The 25,324-nt window shown below is 50.7% G+C and carries 22 protein-coding genes and 2 tRNA genes; 17 read left to right on the top strand and 7 right to left on the bottom strand.

Features of this window, described 5'->3' with window-relative positions; translation table 11 throughout:
- Nucleotides 1-19: 19 nt before the first annotated feature.
- Nucleotides 20-673, bottom strand: a complete 654-nt coding sequence (gene pdxH / locus ABD920_RS05125) for a pyridoxamine 5'-phosphate oxidase (RefSeq protein WP_345157276.1) — start codon at nucleotides 671-673, stop codon at nucleotides 20-22.
- Between the two features lie 186 nt (nucleotides 674-859).
- On the opposite strand from pdxH, the gene ABD920_RS05120 reads away from it, so the two are divergent.
- The 5 genes from ABD920_RS05120 to ABD920_RS05100 all read left to right on the top strand — a co-directional run bounded on the left by ABD920_RS05120 (nucleotide 860) and on the right by ABD920_RS05100 (nucleotide 5,564).
- Entirely contained in the window at nucleotides 860-1,495 is a 636-nt protein-coding gene (locus tag ABD920_RS05120; protein WP_345157274.1) for a YqgE/AlgH family protein, read from the top strand.
- Nucleotides 1,496-1,525: 30 nt separating this feature from the next.
- Nucleotides 1,526-3,799 (top strand): DUF349 domain-containing protein, encoded by a 2,274-nt coding sequence (locus ABD920_RS05115; protein WP_345157272.1) that lies wholly within the window; start codon nucleotides 1,526-1,528, stop codon nucleotides 3,797-3,799.
- A 130-nt stretch (nucleotides 3,800-3,929) separates the two neighbouring features.
- A tRNA-Thr gene (locus ABD920_RS05110) sits at nucleotides 3,930-4,005 on the top strand.
- Between the two features lie 53 nt (nucleotides 4,006-4,058).
- Nucleotides 4,059-4,131 (top strand) — tRNA-Thr (locus tag ABD920_RS05105).
- A gap of 266 nt (nucleotides 4,132-4,397) precedes the next feature.
- Nucleotides 4,398-5,564 carry a hypothetical protein gene (locus tag ABD920_RS05100; RefSeq protein ID WP_345157271.1) on the top strand — a complete coding sequence of 389 codons (1,167 nt, stop codon included), beginning with the start codon at nucleotides 4,398-4,400 and terminating at the stop codon, nucleotides 5,562-5,564.
- Here ABD920_RS05100 and ABD920_RS05095 read toward each other — a convergent pair.
- The gene (locus ABD920_RS05095; protein WP_345157269.1) at nucleotides 5,561-6,598 is read right to left on the bottom strand and encodes a potassium channel family protein; all 1,038 of its coding nucleotides are present in this window, start codon (nucleotides 6,596-6,598) and stop codon (nucleotides 5,561-5,563) included. The genes ABD920_RS05100 and ABD920_RS05095 overlap by 4 nt on opposite strands.
- Nucleotides 6,599-6,706: 108 nt before the next feature.
- On the opposite strand from ABD920_RS05095, the gene ABD920_RS05090 reads away from it, so the two are divergent.
- Nucleotides 6,707-7,732, top strand: a complete 1,026-nt coding sequence (locus ABD920_RS05090; protein ID WP_345157267.1) for a metal-dependent hydrolase — start codon at nucleotides 6,707-6,709, stop codon at nucleotides 7,730-7,732.
- A gap of 37 nt (nucleotides 7,733-7,769) precedes the next feature.
- Here the strand turns inward: ABD920_RS05090 and ABD920_RS05085 are convergent, their stop codons facing one another.
- On the bottom strand, nucleotides 7,770-8,498 hold the full coding sequence (locus ABD920_RS05085) for a hypothetical protein (RefSeq protein ID WP_345157266.1): 729 nt from the start codon (nucleotides 8,496-8,498) through the stop codon (nucleotides 7,770-7,772).
- A 191-nt stretch (nucleotides 8,499-8,689) separates the two neighbouring features.
- Between ABD920_RS05085 and ABD920_RS05080 the strand changes: the two genes are divergently transcribed.
- From ABD920_RS05080 to ABD920_RS05060, 5 genes are all read left to right on the top strand, one after another.
- A complete protein-coding gene (locus tag ABD920_RS05080; RefSeq protein ID WP_345157265.1) occupies nucleotides 8,690-9,460 on the top strand; it encodes an SDR family oxidoreductase in 771 nt (256 codons plus the stop codon).
- Between the two features lie 135 nt (nucleotides 9,461-9,595).
- Entirely contained in the window at nucleotides 9,596-9,838 is a 243-nt protein-coding gene (locus ABD920_RS05075; RefSeq protein WP_345157263.1) for a hypothetical protein, read from the top strand.
- A gap of 83 nt (nucleotides 9,839-9,921) precedes the next feature.
- Entirely contained in the window at nucleotides 9,922-12,480 is a 2,559-nt protein-coding gene (gene gyrA / locus ABD920_RS05070) for a DNA gyrase subunit A (protein WP_345157262.1), read from the top strand.
- Between the two features lie 61 nt (nucleotides 12,481-12,541).
- A complete protein-coding gene (locus ABD920_RS05065; protein WP_345157261.1) occupies nucleotides 12,542-13,675 on the top strand; it encodes a tetratricopeptide repeat protein in 1,134 nt (377 codons plus the stop codon).
- A gap of 316 nt (nucleotides 13,676-13,991) precedes the next feature.
- Nucleotides 13,992-14,390, top strand: a complete 399-nt coding sequence (locus tag ABD920_RS05060; protein WP_345157260.1) for a GlcG/HbpS family heme-binding protein — start codon at nucleotides 13,992-13,994, stop codon at nucleotides 14,388-14,390.
- Nucleotides 14,391-14,491: 101 nt separating this feature from the next.
- On the opposite strand, the gene ABD920_RS05055 is transcribed toward ABD920_RS05060, so the two are convergent.
- On the bottom strand, nucleotides 14,492-16,141 hold the full coding sequence (locus ABD920_RS05055; protein ID WP_345157258.1) for an NADP-dependent glyceraldehyde-3-phosphate dehydrogenase: 1,650 nt from the start codon (nucleotides 16,139-16,141) through the stop codon (nucleotides 14,492-14,494).
- A gap of 350 nt (nucleotides 16,142-16,491) precedes the next feature.
- Nucleotides 16,492-17,433: a helix-turn-helix transcriptional regulator gene (locus ABD920_RS05050; protein WP_345157256.1), complete on the bottom strand. Its 942-nt coding sequence runs from the start codon at nucleotides 17,431-17,433 to the stop codon at nucleotides 16,492-16,494.
- Between the two features lie 156 nt (nucleotides 17,434-17,589).
- On the opposite strand from ABD920_RS05050, the gene ABD920_RS05045 reads away from it, so the two are divergent.
- Nucleotides 17,590-19,122 (top strand): aldehyde dehydrogenase family protein, encoded by a 1,533-nt coding sequence (locus tag ABD920_RS05045; RefSeq protein WP_345157254.1) that lies wholly within the window; start codon nucleotides 17,590-17,592, stop codon nucleotides 19,120-19,122.
- 64 nt (nucleotides 19,123-19,186) lie between these two features.
- On the top strand, nucleotides 19,187-19,549 hold the full coding sequence (locus tag ABD920_RS05040) for a DUF779 domain-containing protein (RefSeq protein ID WP_345157252.1): 363 nt from the start codon (nucleotides 19,187-19,189) through the stop codon (nucleotides 19,547-19,549).
- Nucleotides 19,550-19,634: 85 nt separating this feature from the next.
- On the opposite strand, the gene ABD920_RS05035 is transcribed toward ABD920_RS05040, so the two are convergent.
- A complete protein-coding gene (locus ABD920_RS05035) occupies nucleotides 19,635-20,036 on the bottom strand; it encodes a phage holin family protein (protein WP_345157251.1) in 402 nt (133 codons plus the stop codon).
- Nucleotides 20,037-20,105: 69 nt separating this feature from the next.
- Nucleotides 20,106-20,777, bottom strand: a complete 672-nt coding sequence (gene msrA, locus ABD920_RS05030; protein WP_345157250.1) for a peptide-methionine (S)-S-oxide reductase MsrA — start codon at nucleotides 20,775-20,777, stop codon at nucleotides 20,106-20,108.
- Between the two features lie 81 nt (nucleotides 20,778-20,858).
- On the opposite strand from msrA, the gene ABD920_RS05025 reads away from it, so the two are divergent.
- The 4 genes from ABD920_RS05025 to ABD920_RS05010 all read left to right on the top strand — a co-directional run bounded on the left by ABD920_RS05025 (nucleotide 20,859) and on the right by ABD920_RS05010 (nucleotide 25,242).
- Nucleotides 20,859-21,704 (top strand): aminotransferase class IV, encoded by an 846-nt coding sequence (locus ABD920_RS05025; protein ID WP_345157248.1) that lies wholly within the window; start codon nucleotides 20,859-20,861, stop codon nucleotides 21,702-21,704.
- 255 nt (nucleotides 21,705-21,959) lie between these two features.
- A complete protein-coding gene (locus ABD920_RS05020) occupies nucleotides 21,960-22,802 on the top strand; it encodes a prephenate dehydrogenase (RefSeq protein ID WP_345157247.1) in 843 nt (280 codons plus the stop codon).
- Nucleotides 22,803-22,915: 113 nt separating this feature from the next.
- Nucleotides 22,916-23,632: a 3-ketoacyl-ACP reductase gene (locus ABD920_RS05015; RefSeq protein ID WP_345157245.1), complete on the top strand. Its 717-nt coding sequence runs from the start codon at nucleotides 22,916-22,918 to the stop codon at nucleotides 23,630-23,632.
- 1,022 nt (nucleotides 23,633-24,654) lie between these two features.
- On the top strand, nucleotides 24,655-25,242 hold the full coding sequence (locus ABD920_RS05010; RefSeq protein WP_345157244.1) for a YsnF/AvaK domain-containing protein: 588 nt from the start codon (nucleotides 24,655-24,657) through the stop codon (nucleotides 25,240-25,242).
- Nucleotides 25,243-25,324 lie beyond the last annotated feature (82 nt).

Genomic DNA, 25,324 nt, shown 5'->3' with positions numbered 1-25,324 from the left:
GAACTAAAATGAGTCGGCCTCAGGGGGCAAGCCGCATGATTTTCCAGCTCATATCCTGCTGCTGCGCATATACCAGGCGGTCGTGCAGGCGGTTGGGGCGTCCCTGCCAGAACTCAAGCCGCTCGGGCCGTAACTGGTATCCCCCCCAATTGCCCGGTCTCGGGATTTCAGCCGTATTTTGGAACTGAGCAGAAATTCGCTTGTCTGCCTCTTCCAGTACTTCACGGCTCGCTATCTCCGCGCTTTGGGGTGAGGCCCACGCTCCGATCTGGCTTCCTTTGGGGCGGCTGTGGAAGTAGGTGTCGGATATGCCAGGGGCTACTTTCACCACGCTTCCCTCTATGCGCACCTGCCGCTCCAGCGCAGGCCAGAAGAAGGTAAGCGCGGCAAAGGGGTTTTGCGCGAGTTCCAGCCCTTTGCGGCTGTCGTAATTGGTGAAGAACATGAACCCCTCCGTAGACACATCTTTCAGTAGTACCACGCGGGCAGAGGGCTTCCCGGCGGCGTTTACCGTTGCCAGCACCAAAGCGGTTGGCTCTGCTTCCTCCGCCTGGATAGCCTCCTGCAGCCACACGTTAAACTGAGCGATGGGGTCTTTAAGGACAGCGTCTTCTGTCAGCTCGTGCCGCGCATAGTTCTTTCGAATCTCTGCAATGTTATGTGTCAGGGCCATGTGTTTATTTTTAGGCAAAAGTAAGAAATTATCCGCTGCACCTTACAATTTTTGGCTGATGTCTGGCAAGGGCGCTGAAACCATGGTTCTGTGATTATTCAAAACGGCTTCCGGGGAAGCATAAATGCTATGTTTCCTAAACGTTACCATATTCTACGCTTTGCGTAAGAATAATTATATACACTAATGAAGGGGATCGGCTTGTTCTGCCGGATCCGTTTTTTATTTAAACATAACGAGCGCGGGAGGATAATGGAAGATAAAAGCATAACACAACCCCAGAATGGCAGCCTGTTGATTTCGGAGCCTTTTTTAGGCGATCCGAATTTCGAGCGCACCGTCATACTCCTTTGCAGCCACTCCGAAGAAGAGGGCTCCTTTGGGCTGGTGCTTAACAGGCCCTCCAACCTGAAACTATCGGATGTTTTAGATATAGACCAGGATGTATTTGACGTGGACTTGGGAGTGGGGGGGCCGGTGCAATATAACACCCTTCACTATGTTCACCGCCTGCCCAACCTGCCACAGGCCGTAAAGCTGGAAGAGGGCCTTTACTGGGGAGGAGACTTTGACTTGATCTGCTCAATGATCAAAGCAGGATTAATAAACTCAGATGATATTAAATTTTTCTTAGGCTATTCAGGCTGGACCTCTGGCCAACTGCAGGAGGAGATCGACAAAAATGTTTGGATCGTGAACAACAATGCTGCGAATAAATTATTTAATTTGGGCACAGATACCCTTTGGCGCAATGTTTTGCGGGAAATGGGTGGTAAATTTAAGGTACTTTCAAATTATCCGGTCGACCCGCGCCTGAACTGAGCGCCCGCGAAGGATTTAAAGACCGCAGACATGACAACTGATATTAATCATATGGACACTACCGGAGCTGAGGCTAACAAACATGAAAACCAGAACGCTGCAAATCAAACCACTGAAAACGCAGCGTCGCCGAAGAATATATTGGAGCAACGGCTTGCCGAGATAGAAGCACGAAAACAAAAAGAAGCCACTCCAGAGGCCACCGTGCGGAAAGAAGAACAGCCCGAGATTCAGCCGACGCTGACCTCTGAGCAGGAAGCCGAAAAGACGGAGGAGATAACAAATGCTTTTGTAGAGGCGAATGCCGATGTGCAAGACGCCTCCGCAGCCGCCCCTGAGCCGGAGACCTCTGCCTATACCCCTGCGGATCATCAGTTGCCGGAAGGGGAGGCGCTGCAGGAAGCTTCTGTGAAAGAAGTGACATCCTCTGCTGAGGAGCATGCTCCGGTGGCCACAGCACCTGCCGAAGAATTAGAGGCGGCCACCCCGGCCTTGCAGGATGCACCGGCACCGAATGCAGTTGCCCCCACGGCCCAGGATACGCCACGGCAGCAGCACCATGAGGATGAAGAGGAAGAAGAGGTAGAGGAGGTAGTGGATTATAGCCAGCTATCACTGGAGGAGTTGCGCCAGCACCTGAGTATTGCCCTTAAAGGTCCTGACGCTGCCAAGCGCAACAGAACCATTGTAGAGATGCACCGCCACTACGACCAGAAATTTATGGCAGAGCGGATGGAGGCCCTGGATCGATTTAAGCAGGAAGGCGGCACGGAGGATGATTTTGCCTACCACACCTCCAAAGAACACCAGGACCTGGAGAAACTGCTGACAGCATATCGGGATGCGCGCCATCAGCAGCGGCAGAGCGTGGAAGAACAACGCCAGCGGAGCCTGGAGCGCAAACAGCAACTGCTGGCCCAACTGCGTCAGCTGGTGGAGTCGGCGGAGACAAAGAGCAGCAGCGAGGAAGTTAAAAAACTGCAGGCAGAGTGGAAGTCAATCGGACCGGTGCCTGCCGGGGAGGCGCAGGCTCTCTGGGATTCGTACCACGCGCTGCTCGACATCTTCTACAACAACCGCAGCATGTTCTTCGAGATGAAAGAGCTGGACCGCAAGCGCAACCTAGATGCGAAAACACAGCTGGTGGAGCGGGCAGAGGCGCTGAAAGACGAGCAAAGCATTAACAAAGCCCTGCAGGAGCTGCGCCATCTGCACGAGGAATGGAAGAATATCGGGCCTGTGCCCAACGAGCAGCGCGACCCGATCTGGGAACGGTTTATCCAGGCCTCTGAGAAGGTGCATGAGCGCCGCCGCGCTTACCACGACGAGCGCAACCAGCGCGAGATGGAAAACCTGACGAAGAAACGCGCCCTTTTGGAGCGGCTGCAGGCATTCACCGATTTTAATACCGAGCGCATTAACGAGTGGCGCGACAAGACTGACGAAATCCAGAAGCTGAAGGAGGAATGGGATGCCGCCGGGCTGGTGCCGAAAGAGTATGCCGAGGAGGTGAACAAAAGCTTCTGGGGCAACTATAAAGCCTTTTTCCAGCACAAGAACCATTTCTTTAAAACACTGGACGAGCAGAAGATGCAGAACCTGCGCCTGAAGACGGAACTCTGTGAGGAAGCGGAAAGCCTGAAGGACAGCAACGACTGGAACACCACCAAAGAAAAGCTGATTCAGTTGCAGAAGAAGTGGAAGACGATTGGCCGCGTGCCAGACAAGCATTCCGATAAGATATGGCAGCGCTTCCGCTCAGCGTGTAACGAGTTTTTTGACCGTAAGCAGGCCAACGAGCAGACGAGGAGTGCTGAGATTGAGAAGCTCTCTGCCGAGAAAGTAGAGCTTTGTGACACCATAGCAGAGCAGCTGGCTGATCCAACTGCTGTCGGTTCGCTGGAGGATTTTAATGCTTTTGCCGCAAAATGGCGCGAGCTAGACAAAAGCAACAAGCGCAGCAGCCCGAAGGCGGAGGAGAAGTTCATCGCCTTAATGGGCAAATACATCGAGCGGGTGCCGTCCCTCAGCCTTGGGCAGCGTGAGGAACTGCTTGTGAAGCTGCAGGTAGAGCGGATGAAACACAGCCCGGACGCTGGCCATAAGTTACAGCAGCGGGAGCAGTCCATTCGCAGAGAGATCACGCACCTGCAGAACGACATACAGACGCTCCGCACGAACATCGAGTTTTTCGCCCGCTCTAAGAATGCAGATAAACTGCGCCAGGAGTACGAAGGCCGGATTGCCGATGCGCAGAAAAGGATCGACCAGTTAAACCATCAAATGCAGGCTTTCAGGGGGTAAAATATTTCCTCCTGAACATCAAATGCTTATCCTAAACATTTTAAATATTTTAGAATAGCATTTGCATGATATAAATCTTCCGCATACTTTTGCAACGCTTTATCACCAGTAAAGCATACTAAAAGTGAAAGCCTCCTTAGCTCAGCTGGTAGAGCAACTGACTTGTAATCAGTAGGTCGCTGGTTCGATCCCGGCAGGGGGCTCCACTCCAAAAAGCATCTGTTTGTACTGCAGCTGCTTTTTCCAAACATCAGTACAGGCCTCCTTAGCTCAGCTGGTAGAGCAACTGACTTGTAATCAGTAGGTCGCTGGTTCGATCCCGGCAGGGGGCTCATCAAGCTAAAAGCCTTCAGAGAAATCTGGAGGCTTTTCTTTTTTATACCCATTCCTTCCTTCCATTCATTTGCTTTTAGCTTTTATATATCCCCCATGGCGTCTGCATGTGCGAGTCGCAATGCTTGCTTCAGTCCAGAGAATGGAGGTAAGGTAGGATGGTGAGATATGCCTTCAGTTAACCGGTCCTGTTCTGATGAGGAGTGTGCTTCCTTTTCAGTCAGATTATAGCTTACTTTGCTCTTCGACGCCATAAGTAAGAAGTATGCAACTGATAGAGGTAAACACACCTGAACTCGCCGAGGAATTCCTGATGGTGCAGGTGCGGCTATATAAAAAGGACAAGAATTATATCCGTCCCTTAGACAAAGACGTTAATCAGGTTTTTGATCCCAAAAAAAACAAGCTGCTCCGTGACGGCAACGCCATACGCTGGCTGCTACAGGACGACAAAGGAAAATACATTGGCCGTGTGGCGGCATTTGTCAATCACAGGACCGCCAAAACATTTGAGCAGCCCACCGGGGGCATGGGCTTTTTTGATTGTATCAATGACCAGGGAGCCGCCGATATGCTTCTGGATGCCTGCCGCGATTGGCTGAAAGCGCGTGGCATGGAGGCCATGGACGGGCCGATAAACCTCGGCGAGCGAGACAAGTGGTGGGGCGTGCTGATTGACGGTTTCTACCCGCCCAATTATTGCATGCACTACAACTTCCCGTATTACAGGGAACTGCTGGAGAATTACGGCTTCGGGCTATATTTCAAGCAGTACACGTACTACCGCACGGTGGAAGATCCGCTCCCCCCGGAATACAATGAAAAAGCGAAGCGAATCCTACAGAACGAACACTACCAGTTCAGGCACCTGGATAAGAAGGAGCTGAAGAAATACACAGAAGATTTCCGGCAGGTATATAACAAGGGATGGGCCAAGCACGAAGGGGTGAAGGAGATGAGTGAGGCGCAGGCAGCAGGCATTATGAATTCCCTGAAGCCCATTCTGGATGAACGCATCATGTGGTTCACGTACTTTGATGAGGAACCGGTCGGTTTTTTTATCGCCATCCCGGAACTGAACAAATTGTTCAGGCATGTGAACGGGAAAATGGACCTGTGGGGCAAGCTAAAGTTTCTATTCCATCGCTGGCGCGGGGCGTGCACCACCATGTACGGTATTGTCTTCGGCATTGCACCGGAACACCAGGGCAAAGGAGTAGAAGCGGCCATGGTGGTATCTGCTGGAAAGCTGGTGCAGGCAAATCCGAGTATCCCGTACTATGACCTGCAGATGAACTGGATAGGAGATTTCAACCCTAAAATGATGAAGGTGGTGGAGCAGGTCGGATCGCGCATATATAAAACGCACGCCACCTACCGTTACATGTTCGACAGAACAAAGGAGTTCAAGCGGATGACTATAATCCGTTAAAGCATGGAGGGGAGATCCATTACCTCTCCCAGTACCGGGGCCGATATCTCTTTCCACTGCCAGCCGTTGTACTCCACCATCGCCTTCAGCGCCCGGCGGCGCTTGCTGAGCTGCTCTATCTGCTGCATGTCCGCCTGCTGCAGCGGCACTTCCGCCTGCTGCAGCTCGTTCGTTTGGAGCGCGGGCACATCGGTGTTCTTTGGGTTGATATAGAGCGAGGTGAGCGACCCGATAAAAGTGGTGATGGCTTTGCGAAGCGGGATCAGGTATTGGTCGCCGGGGCGCATGTGCTCGGGTATATAGAGCAGCAGGAGCGTGATGGACTCATCAAGGGCTGCCAGGTTCGGCAGGAGCGAGGCTTCCTTGTCTTCGTGCTGAAAATAGTGCAGCACGGGGTAAGACAGGTGCATCTGGCCCTGGTGTATGATCTCCTGGGTAAGGTTCTGAAACTGGCCCTCCAGCTTTTTATAGTTCTCGCCGTTCCAGTTGTTCAGCAGGATGCGCTGGGGGCTGTTGCCGATGGAGGCGATGCGGATGCTAAGCGCCCTGCGCTGGGTTACGGCAGATAACACGGGCACCATATAGGTAATTGCGATGGTGATGAAGATAAGGCCCGAAAAGGAGATAAAGGCAGTGAAGACCCGCCAGCCGTCAGTTCCGGCGGCAAAATCGCCGTTGCCGAGGGTAGACAGAGTGTAGCCTGTAAAATACACACGCTCCATCAGGTCAGCAGGCAATTTGGTGGTAGTGTTCACTATGGCGTCATCAGCAGAAGAATATATAAACACATTCCCCGCCCACAGGAGCAGCACCCATGTCAGTAAAATGGAGAAAACGATGACAATGCCTGCTCCTGTCAGTACGGTCCTGCTCTTCATGATCCGCCCTACATTTAAGAATACCCGCCAGACAATTACCGTTACAGGTCCGCTGATCACGCCAGACCCGCGAGGGGCAAAGGTGGTGTAAATCAGGTCAACAGCTGTCACAGTCACGAGTACAACACCAATAATGAAGTTGATGGTTGAATCCATATATAGTAGGGCTTAAAGTGATGTAAACGGGTTATACCTTTGCAGGCGGCAGGGAGTTGCCAAAGCCCCTTTTCGAAGTCAATATTAAGCTAAACAGCGCGTAAGCTCATGGATTCATTAACGCAGATCGTATTGGGTGCCTCGATCGGGGAGGCGGTGGCCGGAAAGAAACTCGGCAATAAAGCCATGCTGTGGGGAGCGATCGCCGGCACTATTCCAGACCTGGATGTGCTGCTGAATCCGTTGCTCGACACTGTGGAGCAGCTGAGCTTCCACCGCTCCCTGACGCATTCGTTCTTATTCGCCTTCATCGTTGCACCTCTGCTTGGGCTGCTGCTGCAGCGTGTCTACAGGCAAAAGCTGGCCACAGTCTGGGAATGGAGCCTGCTGTTTTTCCTCGGCTTTACCACGCATGCGCTCCTCGATAGCTGCACCACCTGGGGGACGCAGCTGTTCTGGCCTTTCAGCCGCTACGGCGTCGCGTTCTATAACATCTTCGTCGTGGACCCGCTGTATACTGTTCCATTTCTGCTCTTCGTGCTGGCGGCTGCGTTTCTCCACCGCCTCCACCCGAAAAGGCGTTTTCTTAACTACTCTGGCTTAATAATCAGCTCAGCCTACTTACTTTTCTCTTTTGTGGCCAAAGCAACTGCCGATAAAGCCTTCGAGCACAGCCTGCAGCGGCAGCAGATCGGCTACAGCTCTTACATCAGCAAGCCAACTCCGCTCAACACTATATTTTGGTCCGTGACAGCGCAGGGAGAAGACGGGTACTACAACGGGTTTTATTCCCTGCTGGATGAGGATAAAGCGATCAGATTCACGTATGAGCCACAGCGCGCGGAACTTCTGAGGCCATACCGCGGTAATGCCAAAGTTGAGCGTCTTTTGGACATCATGAAGGGGTATTATGCGGTGGAGGCGGCAGAAGATGGCGGTGTCTACCTAAAAGACATGCGGTTCGGGAAGTTCGACGGCTGGCGCGAGAGCGGGGGCGATTATGTGTTTGTATACCATATAGGCTGGAACCAGCAGGGGGAACTGCAGGTAGAGGAATTGACTAACAGGCCAAGTGTGGACCAACAGTACCTAAGCGAATTCTGGGAGCGGCTAAAGGGAAACAAGCTAAAATAATTACCTGCATAGGCACTTTAGAGAAACTAGTTCATGATCAGAGTGATTCATAATACGCCAGTGCTTTCGCCCAACCCTGTGCATTGCCGGCATCAAGGCGTTCAGCGGCTATATAGGCCGCTACCTTGTCCTGCTTACCTGGCAGCGCTTTTAAAAGGCTTTTCTTGTTGAGCTTCACTTTTATGAAAGTCTGATCGGGGCCAAAGAGGTAATAGCTTTGAAGGTCCTGCAACTCATCGTATTTGTTTCCGGCGCTGTAAGGGCCTTTAAAATCAGCCTTCATTAAATGCTTTTGCGGCACCATCACCAACTGCACCTGCTTTCCGTCGTGCAGGACCAACGCAAAATGCTGCCCGAGCTTCGGGGCCTCCGCGGCTAGTGCTGGAAACTTCCTGAACATGAATTTCTGCTGCGTAACCCCATCCACCAGCAGGAAGCTGTCTACTCGCGCAGGCAGCAGCACATACTCCGCGCCCTTCGGGGTGCGGTACAGTAAGTTGCTTTCGTACACGTTGTATTTTACTTCCACATTTTTATACACCGTGTTGTTTGCCGCTATGGTGGCTTTCGCCCAATGCTCCTTAAAATATGGCGTTCCTTTGATGCCTTCGTACCTGTTGTCATATACCTGCACCATCGTCGCGTTCGTACTGCTACCCAACTCAGCCAGGTTACGTTCTGCGTCTATCCCGATGGGCTGACTGGTTTGGGCCAGCGCGATATGCGAAGCAAAGGCAATCGTGAATAAAAAGGCGAATTTGCACATAGCAGGATATATAATAAAGCGCTAAAAAAAGGGTTTTACTGCTGGGAATCCGTTAGATTATAACAGCAATTTAATCAATTCAGGTTGAATTTAGTATGCTTTATAGGATATAAATATTGGATCCGTTACAGCTGCAGAGATAGCAAATCAAATCTGCAAAGTGTATTCTACTGAAGAAATCAAGATAAAAGATGACAATGAACAGGTGGCAATTAACAGGCAGAACTGCCGTAGTGACAGGGGGATCCAAAGGCATTGGGTCCGCAATTGTAGCTGATTTTATATCCCTTGGGGCCGCGGTACTGGCCGTGGCGCGCAAGGAAGAGGACCTGCAGCAGCTGCGCAGGCAGTATCCCGACCGGTTGTACACGCTGGCAGCAGACGTTAGCACGGCCGAAGGCCGGCAGGCCCTCACTGCTGAAGTGGAGGAACTGTGGGGCAGGCTCGACATTCTGGTAAACAACGTGGGCACCAACATCCGGAAGCCGACAGCGGACTACACGACGGAAGAATATGACTTTGTGATGAATACAAACCTGCGCTCCGCCTTTGAGCTCAATCGCCTGCTGTACCCGCTGCTGAAAAACTCAGAACAGGGGAACATCATTCATGTGTCGTCGGTGGCAGGCTTGACGCATGTGCGCACAGGCAGCATCTACGGCATGACAAAAGCTGCCCTGAACCAGCTCACCCGAAACCTGGCGGCTGAGTGGGCAAAGGACGGAATCCGGGTGAATGCTGTTGCGCCCTGGTACATCAGCACCCCGCTGGCGCAAACCGTGCTGCAGAACCAGGACTTTTATGATGCGGTGATCAGCAGAACGCCCCTGCAGAAGGTGGGGAAGCCCGAGGACGTGGCGGGCGCTGTCGCGTTCCTCTGTATGCCGGCCGCGGCCTATATAACCGGGCAAACACTTGCCGTGGATGGCGGCTTCACCGTAAACGGTTTTCAACCGATCTAAGGTGCTGTAAAAGCGTCTGGAACAGCAAACTATAGCCCCCGTTTTGCTGGTTTATGTGCGCAAATTTGTTTAATTTTGTAAGACAAAAACAGAAGGGCCTTGCTGACAACAGCAGGCCCTTCCGAATATCACTATATGGCTAAATCACAACTGCTCACCCTTCTTCTGCTCACGCTTCTATCTGCTTCGTTAATATCCTGTAAACCAGCTTGTCCAATCGGCGCGTGCCAGGTGCGCATGGTGCATCCGCATGGCGAGCAGGAGTACAGAGGCCGCCCCATCTGGAAAAAGCAAAACCCTAAAATGGGAGAAAAGCTGGACAAGACCTCGCAGGAAACGTCGCCCAACAGGAGAGACAAGAGCAGAAATAAGCATTAGCCTATATAGCTCTTAAGGCTTTTTTGCCTAACTTGCCCTTTAATACTTACAACAACCAACCTATATTTATTTAGATTTTAGACATGATCGAAGGCGAAAGAATAATACCGATCAACATTGAAGACGAGATGCGCGGTGCGTATATCGACTACTCGATGTCTGTCATCATTTCAAGAGCCTTACCTGATGTTCGGGACGGACTGAAGCCGGTGCACCGCCGCGTGCTGTACGGTATGTCCGAGCTGGGGGTATCTTATAACAAAGCATACAAAAAATCAGCTCGTATCGTAGGGGAGGTGCTGGGTAAGTACCACCCGCACGGCGACTCGTCAGTATATGAAACCATGGTGCGCATGGCCCAGGAATGGTCTTTGCGCTACCCGTTGGTGGACGGCCAGGGAAACTACGGCTCCATCGACGGTGACTCTCCTGCAGCGATGCGTTACACGGAGGCACGCCTCAAGCGCATTGCGGACGAACTGCTGGCTGACCTGGAGAAAAACACCGTCGACTTCGTGCCCAACTTCGACGACTCACTGAAAGAGCCTAGCGTGATGCCAGCCAAATTCCCGAACCTGCTGGTGAACGGCACTTCCGGCATCGCGGTGGGCATGGCCACAAACATGGCACCCCATAACCTGACTGAAGTCATCAACGGCGTAATCGCTTTCATTGATAACCGTGAGATCACGATTCCGGAGCTGATGCAGTACATTACCGCACCGGACTTTCCTACCGGCGGTATCATCCACGGCTATGACGGTATAAAATCAGCTTTCGAAACGGGACGTGGCCGTGTGTTGATGCGTGGCCGTGCCAATTTCGAGGTGCTTCCGTCCGGCAAAGAGCAGATCATCGTGACTGAGATCCCCTATATGGTGAACAAGGCCACGTTGATTGAGAAAACGGCAGCCCTGGTGAACGACAAGAAAATAGAGGGGATTTCGGATCTGCGCGATGAGTCGGACCGTGACGGCCTGCGCATCGTGTACGACCTGAAGCGCGACGCCATCCCGAACGTGGTGCTGAACAATCTCTATAAATACACGGCACTGCAGTCTTCCTTCGGCGTGAACAACGTGGCCCTGGTGAAGGGCCGCCCGATGACACTGAACCTGAAAGAGCTGATCCTCTACTTTGTGGAGCACCGGCACGAGGTGGTTATCCGCAGAACGCAATATGAGCTGGACGAAGCCAGAAAGCGCGCCCATATACTGGAAGGTTTGCTGATTGCCCTGGATAACCTGGATGAGGTGATCAACCTGATCCGTTCTTCCCGCGACCCGGAAATTGCCCGGAACGGCCTGATGGAGCGCTTTGCCCTATCCGAAATCCAGGCCCGTGCCATCCTCGATATGCGTCTGCAGCGCCTCACCGGCCTGGAGCGCGACAAGATCCAGCAGGAGTTTGATGAGATCATGAAGCAGATCGATTACCTGACCTCTGTGCTGAACAACGAGGACCTGCGCATGCAGATCATCAAGGACGAGCTGACGGAGATACGCGATCGCTACGGCGATGGCCGCCGCACCAGCATCGAGGCCAGCACCGGCGACATCAACTACGAGGATATGATACCGGAGGAGAACATGGTCATCACCATCTCCCACGAAGGCTACATCAAGCGCACCTCCCTGAGTGAGTACCGCAGCCAGAGCCGCGGCGGCATTGGCTCGAGGGGAGTGGCTGCCTCCAAGGAAAACGACTTTACCGAGCACCTGTTCATAGCCAACACCCACCACCACATGCTGTTCTTTACTGAGTTTGGGCGTGTGTTCTGGCTAAAGGTATATGAACTGCCGGAAGGAGGGAAGACGGCAAAAGGACGGGCTATCCAGAACCTGATCCAGATAGAGAAAGAGGACACTGTACGCGCCGTGCTGAATGTGCATGACCTTAAAAACACGGATTACGTACTCAACCACAACCTTGTCTTCATCACGGAGCAGGGTACTATTAAGAAGACTGTGCTGGAGGCCTATTCTCGCCCTCGCACCAACGGCATCAACGCTATTTCCATTAACGATGGAGACCGCCTGCTGGATGTGCAGCTGACCAACGGTAGCAGCGAGATTATCATCGCGCTTGAGTCGGGCAGGGCGATCCGATTCAATGAGAACCACGTGCGCTCCATGGGCCGTAACGCCGCCGGCGTACGTGCAATTACGCTCGGCGGTCCGGACGACAAAGTTGTTGGTATGGTTTGTGTAGAAAACGAAAACACGGAACTGCTGGTAGTGTCAGAGAATGGTTTCGGAAAGCGTTCGCTCATGGATGAATACAGAATCACAAACCGTGGCGGTAAAGGCGTCAAGACCCTGAACGTGACCGATAAAACCGGGAAACTGGTGGCTATAAAAGGGGTAATAGACACCGACGACCTGATGATCATCAACCGTTCCGGCATCACCATCCGACTTCGCGTGGGGGATATCCGTGTTATCGGACGCGCTACGCAAGGGGTTCGACTGATCAAGCTGAACGATTTAGACAGCATTTCGTCTGTTGCGAAGGTAGAGATGGAAGCAGAGGTAGCAGCGGAGGCGGAAGAAGCCATACTGGATCAATCGACGCTGGCGCCAGAGGAAACGCTGCAGCCGGAGGACCTGATTGACCCGGAGACGACCGAGGAGGACGTATAATCGAATTATTTTCAGTTATATATCGTTACACAAACAATTACAAACAATTCAAAGAATAAGCATGAGAAAAATACTTTTAACAGCCCTGGCAGCCGCAAGCATATCGGTAGCAAGTGCACAGAACTCGGCCGTGAACAGCGCCATTCTTAACCATAAGAACGGTACGCTGGACAAAGCTCTGACAGATATAAACCAGGCCATCGAGCACAAGAAAACGAAAGACAAAGCCAAAACCTGGTTTTACCGTGGCGTGATATACCAGGATATGATTGGAAATCCTATCTATGGCAAGCTCACCGATGAGAACACACCGAACGTGGTGCTGGAGTCTTATGACAAGACAATTGAGCTGGACGGAAAAGACGGAGAGTTCGGAAAGCAGGTGCCTGAGCGTAAGGAGCAGCTATATAGCCAGGTGCTGAACCAGGCCGTTGAGTTCCACAACAGCCAGGACTGGGCGAATGCGATTGATAAATATAAGCTAGCCAGCAAAATCAACCCGACTGATACTACCGCTGTTATATATGCTGCTTATGCGGCAACAGCTAACAAAGATTATCCAGCAGCTGTTGGTTTCTACGACCAGCTGATCGAGATGGGACACAAGACGGAGGATGTTTATAAGAACAAAATTCAGTTGCTGCAGGCAACCGAAGCCAGCGAAGAGGAAGTGATGAACACGCTGGCCGCTGGTCTGAAGGAACACCCGAACAGTGTCTATATGATGCAGGAAGAGCTGCGCTATTACCTGAAAAATGACCGTGGCGAAGAGGCGATGCAAAAACTGGACAAAGCGATTAGCGCTGATCCTAAAAACGCTAGCCTGTTGGCAGTAAAAGGTAACTTGCTGGAGCGTAAAAACGATGTAGAGGGTGCTACAGCCACTTACAAAAAAGCCATCGAGATTGACCCGAACAACTTCGATGCAAATTACAACCTTGGCGTGTTGCACTTCAACAAAGGCGCAGAAGTAAACAACAAAGCCGCTAAACTGGATTACGCTACGTACCAGAAGAAAGGCAAAGCCCTTGAAGCGGAAGCAAAGAAGCATTACCAGGCGGCCTTGCCATACTTTGAAAAGGCTTTGGAGATACAGCCGAAAGATCAGGCAACAATGCAGAACCTGATGAAGCTTTACACACGCCTGGATCGCAAGACAGACGCCGATAAAATCAGTGCGATGATGAACCAGTAAGGTTTAGCCATAATCATATATAAAAAAGGGAAGCAGCAATGTTTCCCTTTTTTATTTTCCGAAAGTGTTGCTCATAAGCAGCAAACGGGCAGATGGTTCTGAACCAGCAGAGCAGTATGATCAAAGGAATGATGGTATATATCTATAATACTTAACATAATATAAATTATAAGACTTATAATATACGATGTAAAACATCTAATTTAAGTGTCACTAATAATATACTTTATGTTAAATAGAATAATGATATAATTTACAGTCCTTTCTACGTACGTATCACGTACACACGCTGAGAACTAACTATAACTGAGAACAAATGGGAATAACATTAGCACAGGCGCAGGCAGCGATCGAATCTGCAAAGATGAAAGCACAGGAATTAAACCTTAAAATGAACATTGCCCTTGTAGATGCCGGGGCAAATTTGGTAGCATTTGCCCGTATGGATAATGCGTGGCTCGGATCCGTGGATATAGCGATAAAAAAAGCCAGAACCGCACGTTTTTTCGATATGCCCACCGGCAACCTGGGGCAAGCATCGCAACCGGGCGGCCCACTCTATAATATTGAGCACTCCAACGGCGGCCTTATCACGTTCCCGGGCGGTATCCCAATCAAAGATGCCAACGGCGAAGTCATCGGCGCAATTGGTGTTTCGGGAAGTACCGTCGAAAATGATCATGCCGTCGCCGAGGCCGGCGTCCATGCCATTTAACAACAACTGATTATCATATTAGGTATATATAAAAAGGAGTCGCAGCAATCGCCGCGACTCCTTTTTATATATGCTCTGGTATATAACCTTCGCCTGTGATTCTAAAATATATACTTGGTGCTCAGGAAATTAGAACTTCCCTCATTCACGATTTCATTGATCAGGCGCTTGTTATTCTCATTCAATTTTGTAGCCACCAGCGAGCGAATAGAAAAAGAACGCAGTGCGTCTACCACTGACAGAGTGCCCTCAGCACTGTCTTTGCGACCGGTGAACGGGAATGTGTCGGGTCCGCGCTGACACTGGCAGTTGATGTTCACGCGGCTTACCTGGTTCACCAACGGGTCAATCAGAGCGGCAGTTTCGGCGGCATCGTTGCTAAAAATGCTCACCTGCTGCCCATGGGTAGACTCGATCAGGTACTGGATAGGTTCCTCCAAATCATCGAAAGGCACCACCGGTATAACGGGTCCGAACTGCTCTTCCCGGTAAATTTTCATCTCCTGGTTCACAGGGTATAGCACCGCGGGGTACACAAAAGACTCGAAAGTGGTTCCGCCTCCCTCGTTCATCACGCTGGCTCCCAGCGCTACGGCATCGTCTATCAGGTCTTTCAGGTAGGCGGGCTTGTGTGGCTCCGGCAGAGGTGTCAGGGCCACTCCTTTCTCCCAGGGCATTCCGATCTTCAACTTGCCTACCGCTTCGCTTAACTGGCTCACAAACTGATCGACTTTGGATCGGTGTACAAATATGATTTTCAGGGCGGTACAACGCTGCCCGTTAAAGGAAAGCGCCCCCAGCACTGACTCGGAAACAGCCAGCGGCACGTCTGCGTTTTCAGTTACGATGGCTGCGTTTTTCGCGTCCAGTCCTAAGATGGCGCGCAGCCTGTTCACCTTCGGGTGAAGTTTCTTCAGTTCATCAGCTACCTTGCTGGACCCGATCAGCGTGAGTACGTTGATTTTTCCTGACTGCATCAGTGCCGGCACAATGGCATGTCCCCGGCCATATATGGTATTCACCACCCCTTTCGGAAAACATTCCTTGAACGCCTGTAGAAGTGGGTAATGCAGTAAAGTACCGTGCTTTGGCGGCTTGAACAACAGTGTATTTCCCATGATGAGCGCCGGAATGAGCGTGGTGAAGGTTTCGTTCAATGGGTAGTTGAATGGCCCCATGCACAGCACCACGCCCAGCGGCGAGCGACGGATCTGCGCTACGATCCCCTGCTCGATCTCAAACCGCGAAGAGTCCCGATCCAGGTCTTTCAGGGCGTCGATGGTCGCATATATATACTCCACCGTCCTGTCGAATTCCTTTACAGAGTCAGCCACTGATTTGCCAATCTCCCACATGATGAGTTTCACCACTATGTCTTTCTGCTCAATCATCTTGTGCGTGAACTGCTCCACGCAGCGAATCCGGTCCTGCACGCTCATGGTTGGCCACTGCCCTCTCCCATTGTTGTATGCAGCCACTGCGGCATCCAGCGACGCCATCGCTTCCTTCTCGGTGCAGACGGGGTAAGTACCTATCACCTTGCGTTTATATCCTTCAGCCGTTTTCAAAGCCACCGGAGAATAAACTGTATGCACAGCCCCCTCCCACTTCATCATTTCACCGTCAGAAAGATACTCCCGCTGGTGTATTTCCTGTGTCAGCTTAAACTCTTCTGGTATATGATTCTCTTCAATAAATATTGATTTCACCTGCTCTTCCGTTGCAGCAGCTGCAAAGTCTGTTACACTCATTGATCCTTTTTATAGTTTTAACATGATTCAGCAGCTTCCATTTGCGCGTAATCGTACACATTTTCCCATAAAAAAGGAATTGGCATACCAATGGCCGGTACCTGAATTATCCGCGAAATTAAGAGAATAATTCTTATTAATAAAATACTTGGCGCAATGCATTGCCTTTTTTGCAACCAATCCAACTTATATATAAAAAAGTTTTAACACACGTCTTCATGAGAAGTGGAAATCATCACCATGGTTCAGCATCAGCGACGATGAAAATACGGGGTAAGGATCGTGTAGCGGAAGGTAAGGGATGGTGGTGAAGAAGTGATGCTGAAGGTTAGGTCAGCAGTTGTCTGGGTTTATTTAATTTTTGGCATGTCTACCGCCTGCAACTGAAAGGCTTTGGGAGTAGCGCCTACCTGGGTTTTGAATGCCCTGATGAAGTAACTGAGGTTATGAAATCCTGCCATATAACACGCCTGCGTGACAGAGTTGTAGGGATTGCGGAGATAGGTCTTTGCTAATCGGATACGTTCCTTTAGTATATAATCGGCAGGCGTAAAGCCGAATTCTTCTTTAAATTTCCGAAAGAAGCTGGCGCGGCTCATGCAGGCTTTGTCACTTAGTTTGTCCACGTCTATTTTGGAGGTGATGTTTTCCTTGATATACTGGATAATATAGCCGAAGCGGTGGCTACCGGCCAGGGTGTTGTAATTATGCTCGAAAAGCTGCCGCGCCTGTGTCTGCATCAGCCGCACAAGCAGTTCCCGCAAGGCAAGGTTCGCCAAAATGTCCTTTTCGCGGCTGTGTTCGTGCATTCCGATGCGGATAATGCGGTTGATGATGTCTGCCAGCTCCACGTTGTTAGCCAGGTGAAAACACTGGTCATTCACCAGCCACTCCTCCCCTTCCTCTACCTTGGCATGCTGCTCATTCAAAAGCTGAACGGTGTGCTGGATCTGCTCTGCTGAAATCGCAAGGGCAATGCATTGGGTCGGATTCTCCTTTTCAGCTTCCGGGAAATCTATTTGCATCACCTCGTGAGGCGGCACGATTACCGACTCGCCCGGCAGGTAGTCGAATCCAGGCTTATCCGTCAGGTGCATTACCTTCTTACCGCGAAGCATGCTGGTCAACACCCAGTCGCCAAAGGCAAGTTTAACCCCTTTGGCTGCTTCATAAGTTTCAAACACATTCAGCTCACAGGCATCCAGGGTATACGCGGACCTATTCTCGACCAAAGTAAAGAGCGAGCGTTCATCGCGCACAGGAACTGGTTGTAGTGTGTGTCTGGCTGCCATAGGGTTTCAATAAGTGATCACTCAATATATGAACCTTCTTCTCCATAATCAACCTGATATGATAAGTATAGTTTTCGATATGATAAGAGAAGTTTAAACTTAAAAATCTGCTGTAATTGGGTCAAACAATATGAAATAAAACAAAAGACCAACACTATGGATACAGTAGCAACGCCTGAAAAGAAATCGGCAGTATTGGAGCGGCCCTCTTTTAAAGAAAAGTATGATCATTTTATTGGTGGTAAATGGGTGGCGCCCGCCAGCGGGGAGTACTTCGAAAATTTCTCTCCCATTGATGGAAAGCCTTTCACAAAAGCCGCAAGGGGCAACAAGGAAGACATTGAGAAAGCCCTTGATGCCGCACATGAGGCCTTCAAGTCCTGGTCTAAAACATCCGCCGCCACACGGGCCAAAATATTGCTGGACATAGCGGATGTGATCGAGGCAAATGCGGAAATGCTGGCCCGCGTTGAAACAGTTGATAACGGAAAAGCCTTGCGCGAAACCCGCGCTGCCGATATCCCACTGTGTATCGACCACTTCCGTTACTTTGCCGGTGCCATACGCGCTGATGAAAGCACCATGTCGGAGCATGACGAATTTACAATCAGCATCAACCTGCAGGAGCCGCTGGGCGTGGTGGGGCAGATCATTCCCTGGAACTTCCCGCTGCTGATGGCCACCTGGAAAATGGCCCCGGCCCTGGCTGCGGGCTGCTGCGTTGTGATGAAACCCGCAGAGCAGACGCCGACCAGCATTATGGTACTGATGGAGCTGATCAAGGATATTGTGCCTGCCGGGGTCCTGAACATCGTGACCGGCTTCGGTACAGAGGCAGGCAAGCCCCTTGCGCAGTCGCCACGTGTCGCGAAAGTGGCCTTTACGGGAGAAACCACGACGGGACGCCTGATCATGCAGTACGCCTCTGAGAACCTGGTGCCGGTTACCATGGAATTAGGTGGAAAATCGCCCAATATTTTCATGCCAAGCATTGCCGATGCCGATGATGCGTTCTTCGACAAGTGCGTGGAAGGCGCAGTGATGTTTGCCCTGAACCAGGGCGAGGTCTGCACCTGCCCGTCGCGCATCCTCGTGCATGAAAGCATCTACGACCGCTTTATGGAGCGCGTGATAGCGCGTACCGAAGCCATTAAAGTAGGGCATCCGCTGTCCGAAGACACCATGATGGGTGCGCAGGCGTCCAACGACCAGTTCGAGAAGATCCTCTCCTATATGGATATAGGAAAGCAGGAAGGAGCCGAAGTACTGACCGGCGGCGGTGCTGCCGGACTAAACAGCGGCCTGGAGAACGGGTACTATATAAAGCCGACGATATTTAAAGGGAACAACAAGATGCGGGTGTTCCAGGAAGAGATTTTCGGACCCGTTGTGTCAGTCGCAACATTCAAAACAACAGAAGAAGCAATTGAAATGGCCAACGACACCTTGTATGGCCTTGGCGCCGGCCTGTGGACCCGCGATGCGCATGAGATCTACCAGATTCCGAGGGCCATTCAGGCTGGACGTGTATGGGTGAACTGCTACCATGCCTACCCGGCTCACGCTCCGTTCGGCGGCTATAAAAAGTCCGGTTTCGGACGCGAGAACCATAAGATGATGCTCAATTACTATCGTCAGACCAAAAATATGCTTATTTCATACGATAAGAATAAGCTGGGTTTCTTTTAAGTGATAGGTGTATGTCAGAAGCCCTGCAGCAATACTGCAGGGTTTTCTTTTTAAATAAATGCAGATGGAAGTAAAAAGAGTATTGGTAACTGAAAAAGCCAAAGAGGTGATTGACGAGTTACGGGACAGGCATGGGCCGTTGATGTTTCACCAGAGCGGGGGCTGCTGCGATGGCTCCACTCCCATGTGCTTCCAAGAGGGGGAGTTCCGGGTGGGCGAGAGCGATGTGCTGCTCGGTGAGGTGCACGGTTGTGTGTTTTATATGGCCAAAGACCAGTACGAGTACTGGCGGCACACGCAACTGACACTGGATGTGACACCCGGCAGGGGTGCCTCATTCTCCCTGGAAATACCATTAGGCATTCGTTTTCTGATAAGGTCCCGAGTTTTTACCCAGGAGGAAATGGAACAGCTGCAAACGTTGTAGCAGCTTAACACTTGAACAGCATTTCCCCTAAATGAAACGACCTGCATTTCTAAAGTGCAGGTCGTTTCGTTTAATTTTACTCCCTTTATCTTAAGGCGAGGGCAGCTTGCTGGAGGCTGTGCTGCAGCATCGCATAGTCATCGCTTCCACCCGTCAGGTATCCGACTGCGGCAATGGCAATGGCAGTAGCTAGCGCAATAAGCAAGGCAGGCAGGAATCCATCCACCTTAAAATTGCTGACAAACATATCCACCAATTTGATCACGATGGCAGTGACGATCAGGGAGACAATGGCTTCCAGCAGGAAGAAGGAAACGAGGTTGAAAATACCTCTTAGGATCCAGCCAATGGTCGCATTCAGGATGCCAACCAGGAAAGCAACCCAAAGGGCCGTTCCGAAGCTTTTAACATGCACACTGGACAAAGCATAAGCCATCAGCAGGATTACTGCCGCGCTCACAAGCAGGTTGATTATAAATCCCATCATAGTTTTGTATTGATTGAGTTAGTACAGGATTCTACTACGAGCACTTTGTCGCATTTGATAAAAAAATACTTAATCCTGGTATTCCGGCTTAAGCATCTTAGCGTAATTAGATTCAAACTTGAGCACTTTTGGCCGCGCCACCGAGCGCACATAAGGGTCATTGGGGTTCAGGCGATAGTAATCCTGGTGGTAGGGCTCTGCATCCCAGAACTTCTTAAAAGGCTGCACCTTCGTCACGATATCGTCGCGGTACGTACCTGCCTCCTCCAGCTTCTGTATATAATCGTCCACCAGTCGCTTCTCTTCCGGGGAACGGTAAAAAACAACTGAACGGTATTGCTTGCCATGGTCTGGGCCCTGCCTGTTGAGGGTCGTGGGGTCGTGGGTGGCGAAAAACACTTCCAGCAACTCCTGGTAAGATATTATCTCCGGGTCATAATATACCTGCACCGCTTCGGCATAGTCCGTTGCGCCCGCACTTACTTCCTGGTATGTCGGATTGGCTTTCTTGCCGCCGGAATAGCCCGACACCACTGCCTCTACGCCCTGCAACCGCTCAAAGTAAGCTTCTGTGCACCAGAAACAGCCGCCGGCAAAAGTGGCTTTGGCTAATCCTGTCGTGTCAACCGGTACGGCAGGCGCGTTTGCCTCCATGTTGGTCGAGCGATCAGTGCTGGCTTCGGTGCAGGAGGTGAAGAGAAAAAATAATGGTAACAGGAGGTATAGTTTAGAATAGATCATAGCGATGCGTGTGTTATTTTTATAGTACGTCAACAAAGAACCGCCGGATTTAGTTTGAGCAGGCAGGCAGGTGCTTTATCTTTGAGATGTCATCAAACGGTCACAATTAATTTGCTGCTCTACAACAACCATATAATCCCAGAAGCCGAGTTGCTGCTGCCGCTGACGAACAGGGCTTTTCAGTACAATGATGGTTTCTTTGAGACGGTCATCATCCGGCAAGGCAAACTAAGCTTCTGGAAGACACACGAGCAGCGGATGCAGGAGGCAGCCAGTGCCTTGGGACTTGAGTTGCCCCAGCTTTTCTTTTGCCCTGAATTTACCGACAGGCTGCTGGAACTGGCAGCACACCAGCAGGCGCTTTTCCATGGCCGCCTAAAACTAAGAGTGTGGCGGTCAGGTGCCGGTTTGTACACACCAGAAACAAATGTGGCCGACTGGCTGGCAACGGTGAATCCAGCCACCCCTTTGGGAACCACGCCCCTGCGGGTGGGTGTATGTCAGCAGACAAACACCGTCTACTCTCCGCTTTCCCATTTCAAAGGCCCCCATGCGCCTCTTTATGTGCTGGCGGGCCTGGAAAAAAAAGCCTCTGCCAAAGACGACATGCTCCTGCTGGACCGGCAGGGGGCTGTAGCAGAATTTATATCCTCTAATATTTTCTGGGTTAGGAATGAAGGAATCTACACCCCGCCCTTAGAGACAGGCTGCATCAACGGCGTCTTGCGCCGTCGTATTTTTAGCTGGTGCCAGCAAAGCCAGGTGCGGTTAGAAGAGAAACTTATAGGATTGCACGAACTCCGGCAGGCGGAGCTAGTTTTTTCAGCCAATGTAACCAGCCTCAGAACCATCAGCCATATAGAGGATACTGCTTTACCGACGCAGCACTCCCTGCTGGAACGAATCCAAAAAGATCTCTTTGATTAATCCATAGCATAAATAGTTCCTATAGAATTTAGGTGTGCAGTTCATCTAAAGGATATCCTGGCACCTTCAGGTTTTTATCCTTTGCTCTATATAACACGCTTTATTGTCGATGAAAACGCATGTGTGATTCGCACTAAGACAGTGCCAAAGGGAAGAATTACAGCAAATCATCCTACATTTGCAGAAGACGGTTTAATTTCTATCCTTTTAAAAACAGGAAATTGACTGCTGCTTTACTATCTCATACATCTTGATATGAACATCAGTATTATCGGGCTCGGCCTGCTTGGAGGATCGTTCGCACTTGGTTTGAAAGCGAAGGGAGCACCTGTGACCATCTTAGGCGTGGACAGCAATCCCCGCCATGCGTCGCAGGCGCTAGCCGGCAAGATTGCTGACCAGATCCTTTCCCTGCCGGAGGCAGTCGCCAAAGCTGATGTGGTGGTGCTGGCAACCCCGGTAAACACCATCCTGCAGCAACTGCCCGAGGTATTGGATATGTTGCCCGCGGGCGCTGCCCTTCTTGACTTCGGCTCTACGAAAGAGCAGTTGTGCGCCGCCGTAGCGACACATCCGAAGCGGGGGCAGTTTGTTGCCACACACCCGATTGCCGGTACAGAATACTCAGGCCCGGAGGCAGCTTTTGCCTCCCTGCTGGAGGGAAAGACCATGATCATTTGTGAGCGGGAGAAGTCTGACCCGGCCGCCCTTGCAGTGGTAGAGCAGCTCTGCCATACCCTGGACATGCAGATGCGGTATATGCCCGCCGCAGAGCATGACCTGCACTTTGCGTATGTGTCGCACCTGAGCCACATCAGCTCCTTTGCCCTTGGCTTAACGGTGCTGGACAAAGAGAAAAACGAGAAGAACATTTTTGATATGGCCGGTAGCGGTTTCTCCTCTACGGTGCGGCTCGCTAAAAGCTCCCCCCAAATGTGGGGCCCCATCTTCACCCAGAACAGGCAAAACGTGTCTGAGGCACTGGCGGGCTATATAGCGCAACTGCAGCAGTTTAAGGAAGCGATTGATGCCCGGGACGAAGAGCAGACAAAAGAAATGATGGCGAAAGCCAACGAGATAAGAAGAATACTGGGCTAACCGCTTCCCTACTGCCAGTTTGCAGTCGCTCCCTCCAAACGTGTTATATCCATTCAATTCGAACCGCGTATATTTGTAGCTACAAACAATGTACAACCAAAAACAAAGTTAATATGGAGTCATTAGCAGGAAAAGTAGCCTTGGTTACTGGAGCGGGAAAAGGCATTGGCCGGGCTGTCGCCGTGGCATTGGCCAAAGAGGGCGTGCATGTGGGGTTACTTGCCCGCACCGAAAGCCAGCTGAGGGAAGTAGCGGAAGAAGTGTCTGCATTGGGGGTGAAAGCAGCCGTGGTAGCGGCGGACGTTTCGGATATAAATGCTGTAAACCGGGCGGCAGCGCAGGTAAAGCAGGAACTTGGGGCCATCGACATCCTGATTAATAACGCGGGTACAGCCACTTTCGGCAAGTTTCTGGAGCTAGAGCCTGCAGAGTGGGAGAAAAACATCAAGGTGAACCTGATGGGCGTATATTACACCACCCGCGCCGTTTTACCGGATATGATCGAGCGTGCTTCAGGCGATATCATCAACATCTCCTCAACCGCCGGTCAGCGTGGTGCGGCCATCACAAGCGCTTACAGTGCCTCCAAATTTGCCATCATGGGTCTGACGGAATCACTGATGCAGGAAGTACGGAAGCACAATATCCGCGTAAGTGCGCTAACGCCAAGCACCGTGGTGACGGAACTGGCACAAAGCAACAACCTGATCAGCGGCGACCCGGAGCGGGTAATGCACCCAGAGGACCTGGCGGAGTTCATCATCGCGCAGCTGAAACTCAACAGGCGCGTATTCATCAAAGAAGCGGGTTTGTGGTCCACAAATCCTTAATTCCCCAAATGGTCCAGTTTGAAGGGCATCGTTAAAAGTCAATTTCATATGAGCCGCGCCAATGTGGGTGCGGCTTTTTAGTTATTGATAGCTTAGACGCGTTCGTCCCTAATGAGCATAACAATTATGGATGCAGCCCAAACTATATTTATAAGGGAATACCTATACCCTCCCCTCTTCTTTATAGCCCGGTCTGCAGATAAATGATATGTTCAGAAATATTATAAGATTTACTTCTGCAGGTAACTGCCTTAGTGTCGTCGTATTGATGAGCAGGTAGGTGTTTCTACTAAATTATTTTATCTGTTTAAACAGTATTGCGACACGTATTATCGCGCTTCTTAACATGTCAGTTTCACATTGATGCTAAAACTACCCCTCCGGATATATGGTTCTCTAATATAAGATTGTCTGCCACTAAAGGCTGACACTTAGCCTTTTCTCTTTCTAAAACAGCAAAATCGGATTAAGAGCTTATCAATATTTAAAATAAATAATTACATTTTACCAATATTGTTTTGGGTATCATATATAAACAAATACTATCCTATTTATATCTAACATCCATATATACAGTTTATTAACTCTATTGCTCTTAATAAACCAAACCCCGCACCAGCCGTATTAGAATTATATAAAAACAATTGTAAAAAAGCGACAGAGCAAACACTTCAAACTGTTAGCACTGTCGCCTGAAACAAACTTAACATTTTAAAGAAAGAACTATGTCACATACAGTAGTAGGAGTTTTCGACAGCTCAACCGAAGCACAAACAGCGGTACAGCATTTAGTATCTAATGGTATCACCAGAGATCGTATCGATGTATCACCACAAACAGCAGCCAACTCTCCCGGATTAGATCGTGATAGAGATGAAGATAACGACAGCATTGGCGCATTTTTCCGTAATCTGTTCGGAAGCGATGAACGCACGGACCATTACTCAAAATATGCCCGCAATGGTTCTGTCGTGACGGTACATGCCACTTCAACTGAGGAAGCTGAACGCGCAGCCGATATTATGGATGAGGATGGTGCCGTGAACCTGGATGAGCGCACAACAGGGAAGGGTTACGCCGCCGGAGCAGCAGGCGCAGCAATGACTGACACAACAAGGAGAGACCTTGACACCACTAACACAGATAAATCTATTCCGATTATCGAGGAGAACCTGCGGGTTGGTAAGCGTGAAGTTGAGACAGGCGGTGTGCGCGTACGTAGCCGCATCGTAGAGAAGCCGGTAGAAGAACACCTTCGTTTGCGTGAGGAGCACGTGCACGTGGAGCGTACGCCTGTGAACAGGGCCGCTACTCCGGCTGATTTAAACAGTTTCAAGGAAGGCGATATCTCCTTGACTGAGCACGCTGAGATACCGATGGTGGACAAAGAAGCCCGCGTGGTGGAAGAAGTAAGGATCGGAAAGGATGTGGAGGAACACGTAGAGAACATCCATGAAACAGTTCGTAAAACGGACGTTGATATCGACAAACTCAGCTCAGACGAATTGAGAAACCGAAGGACGGATATGGATGCAGACGCAAACCTGACGGATGAGGAGTTAAGACGTCGCAGGATGAATACAGGACCTGATCGTCCTAAGACCTTATAGACAGGTTATCAAGTTTTATATATAAAAAAGCGGGGGCTCCAGAAGAGCCCCCGCTTTTTTATGGCAAAATAATTTAAAATAA

It is taken from the genome of Pontibacter saemangeumensis (assembly GCF_039541895.1).
Taxonomy (GTDB): Bacteria; Bacteroidota; Bacteroidia; order Cytophagales; family Hymenobacteraceae; genus Pontibacter; species Pontibacter saemangeumensis.
Note: the sequence above shows the minus strand (reverse complement) of the source record. Positions and strands in the feature narration are given on the sequence as shown.

Bases quoted from the DNA above. Each gene is read 5' to 3' on its own strand.
- ABD920_RS05080 (WP_345157265.1), top strand. From the start codon at position 8,690: ATGACAATGAACAGGTGGCAATTAACAGGCAGAACTGCCGTAGTGACA.
- ABD920_RS05075 (WP_345157263.1), top strand. From the start codon at position 9,596: ATGGCTAAATCACAACTGCTCACCCTTCTTCTGCTCACGCTTCTATCT.
- ABD920_RS05050 (WP_345157256.1), bottom strand. From the start codon at position 17,433: ATGGCAGCCAGACACACACTACAACCAGTTCCTGTGCGCGATGAACGC.
- ABD920_RS05095 (WP_345157269.1), bottom strand. From the start codon at position 6,598: ATGGATTCAACCATCAACTTCATTATTGGTGTTGTACTCGTGACTGTG.
- ABD920_RS05010 (WP_345157244.1), top strand. From the start codon at position 24,655: ATGGATGAGGATGGTGCCGTGAACCTGGATGAGCGCACAACAGGGAAG.
- ABD920_RS05040 (WP_345157252.1), top strand. From the start codon at position 19,187: ATGGAAGTAAAAAGAGTATTGGTAACTGAAAAAGCCAAAGAGGTGATT.
- ABD920_RS05020 (WP_345157247.1), top strand. From the start codon at position 21,960: ATGAACATCAGTATTATCGGGCTCGGCCTGCTTGGAGGATCGTTCGCA.
- ABD920_RS05015 (WP_345157245.1), top strand. From the start codon at position 22,916: ATGGAGTCATTAGCAGGAAAAGTAGCCTTGGTTACTGGAGCGGGAAAA.
- ABD920_RS05035 (WP_345157251.1), bottom strand. From the start codon at position 20,036: ATGATGGGATTTATAATCAACCTGCTTGTGAGCGCGGCAGTAATCCTG.
- gyrA (WP_345157262.1), top strand. From the start codon at position 9,922: ATGATCGAAGGCGAAAGAATAATACCGATCAACATTGAAGACGAGATG.
- msrA (WP_345157250.1), bottom strand. From the start codon at position 20,777: ATGATCTATTCTAAACTATACCTCCTGTTACCATTATTTTTTCTCTTC.
- ABD920_RS05055 (WP_345157258.1), bottom strand. From the start codon at position 16,141: ATGAGTGTAACAGACTTTGCAGCTGCTGCAACGGAAGAGCAGGTGAAA.
- ABD920_RS05100 (WP_345157271.1), top strand. From the start codon at position 4,398: ATGCAACTGATAGAGGTAAACACACCTGAACTCGCCGAGGAATTCCTG.
- ABD920_RS05115 (WP_345157272.1), top strand. From the start codon at position 1,526: ATGACAACTGATATTAATCATATGGACACTACCGGAGCTGAGGCTAAC.
- ABD920_RS05085 (WP_345157266.1), bottom strand. From the start codon at position 8,498: ATGTGCAAATTCGCCTTTTTATTCACGATTGCCTTTGCTTCGCATATC.
- ABD920_RS05065 (WP_345157261.1), top strand. From the start codon at position 12,542: ATGAGAAAAATACTTTTAACAGCCCTGGCAGCCGCAAGCATATCGGTA.
- ABD920_RS05045 (WP_345157254.1), top strand. From the start codon at position 17,590: ATGGATACAGTAGCAACGCCTGAAAAGAAATCGGCAGTATTGGAGCGG.
- ABD920_RS05090 (WP_345157267.1), top strand. From the start codon at position 6,707: ATGGATTCATTAACGCAGATCGTATTGGGTGCCTCGATCGGGGAGGCG.
- ABD920_RS05120 (WP_345157274.1), top strand. From the start codon at position 860: ATGAAGGGGATCGGCTTGTTCTGCCGGATCCGTTTTTTATTTAAACAT.
- pdxH (WP_345157276.1), bottom strand. From the start codon at position 673: ATGGCCCTGACACATAACATTGCAGAGATTCGAAAGAACTATGCGCGG.
- ABD920_RS05060 (WP_345157260.1), top strand. From the start codon at position 13,992: ATGGGAATAACATTAGCACAGGCGCAGGCAGCGATCGAATCTGCAAAG.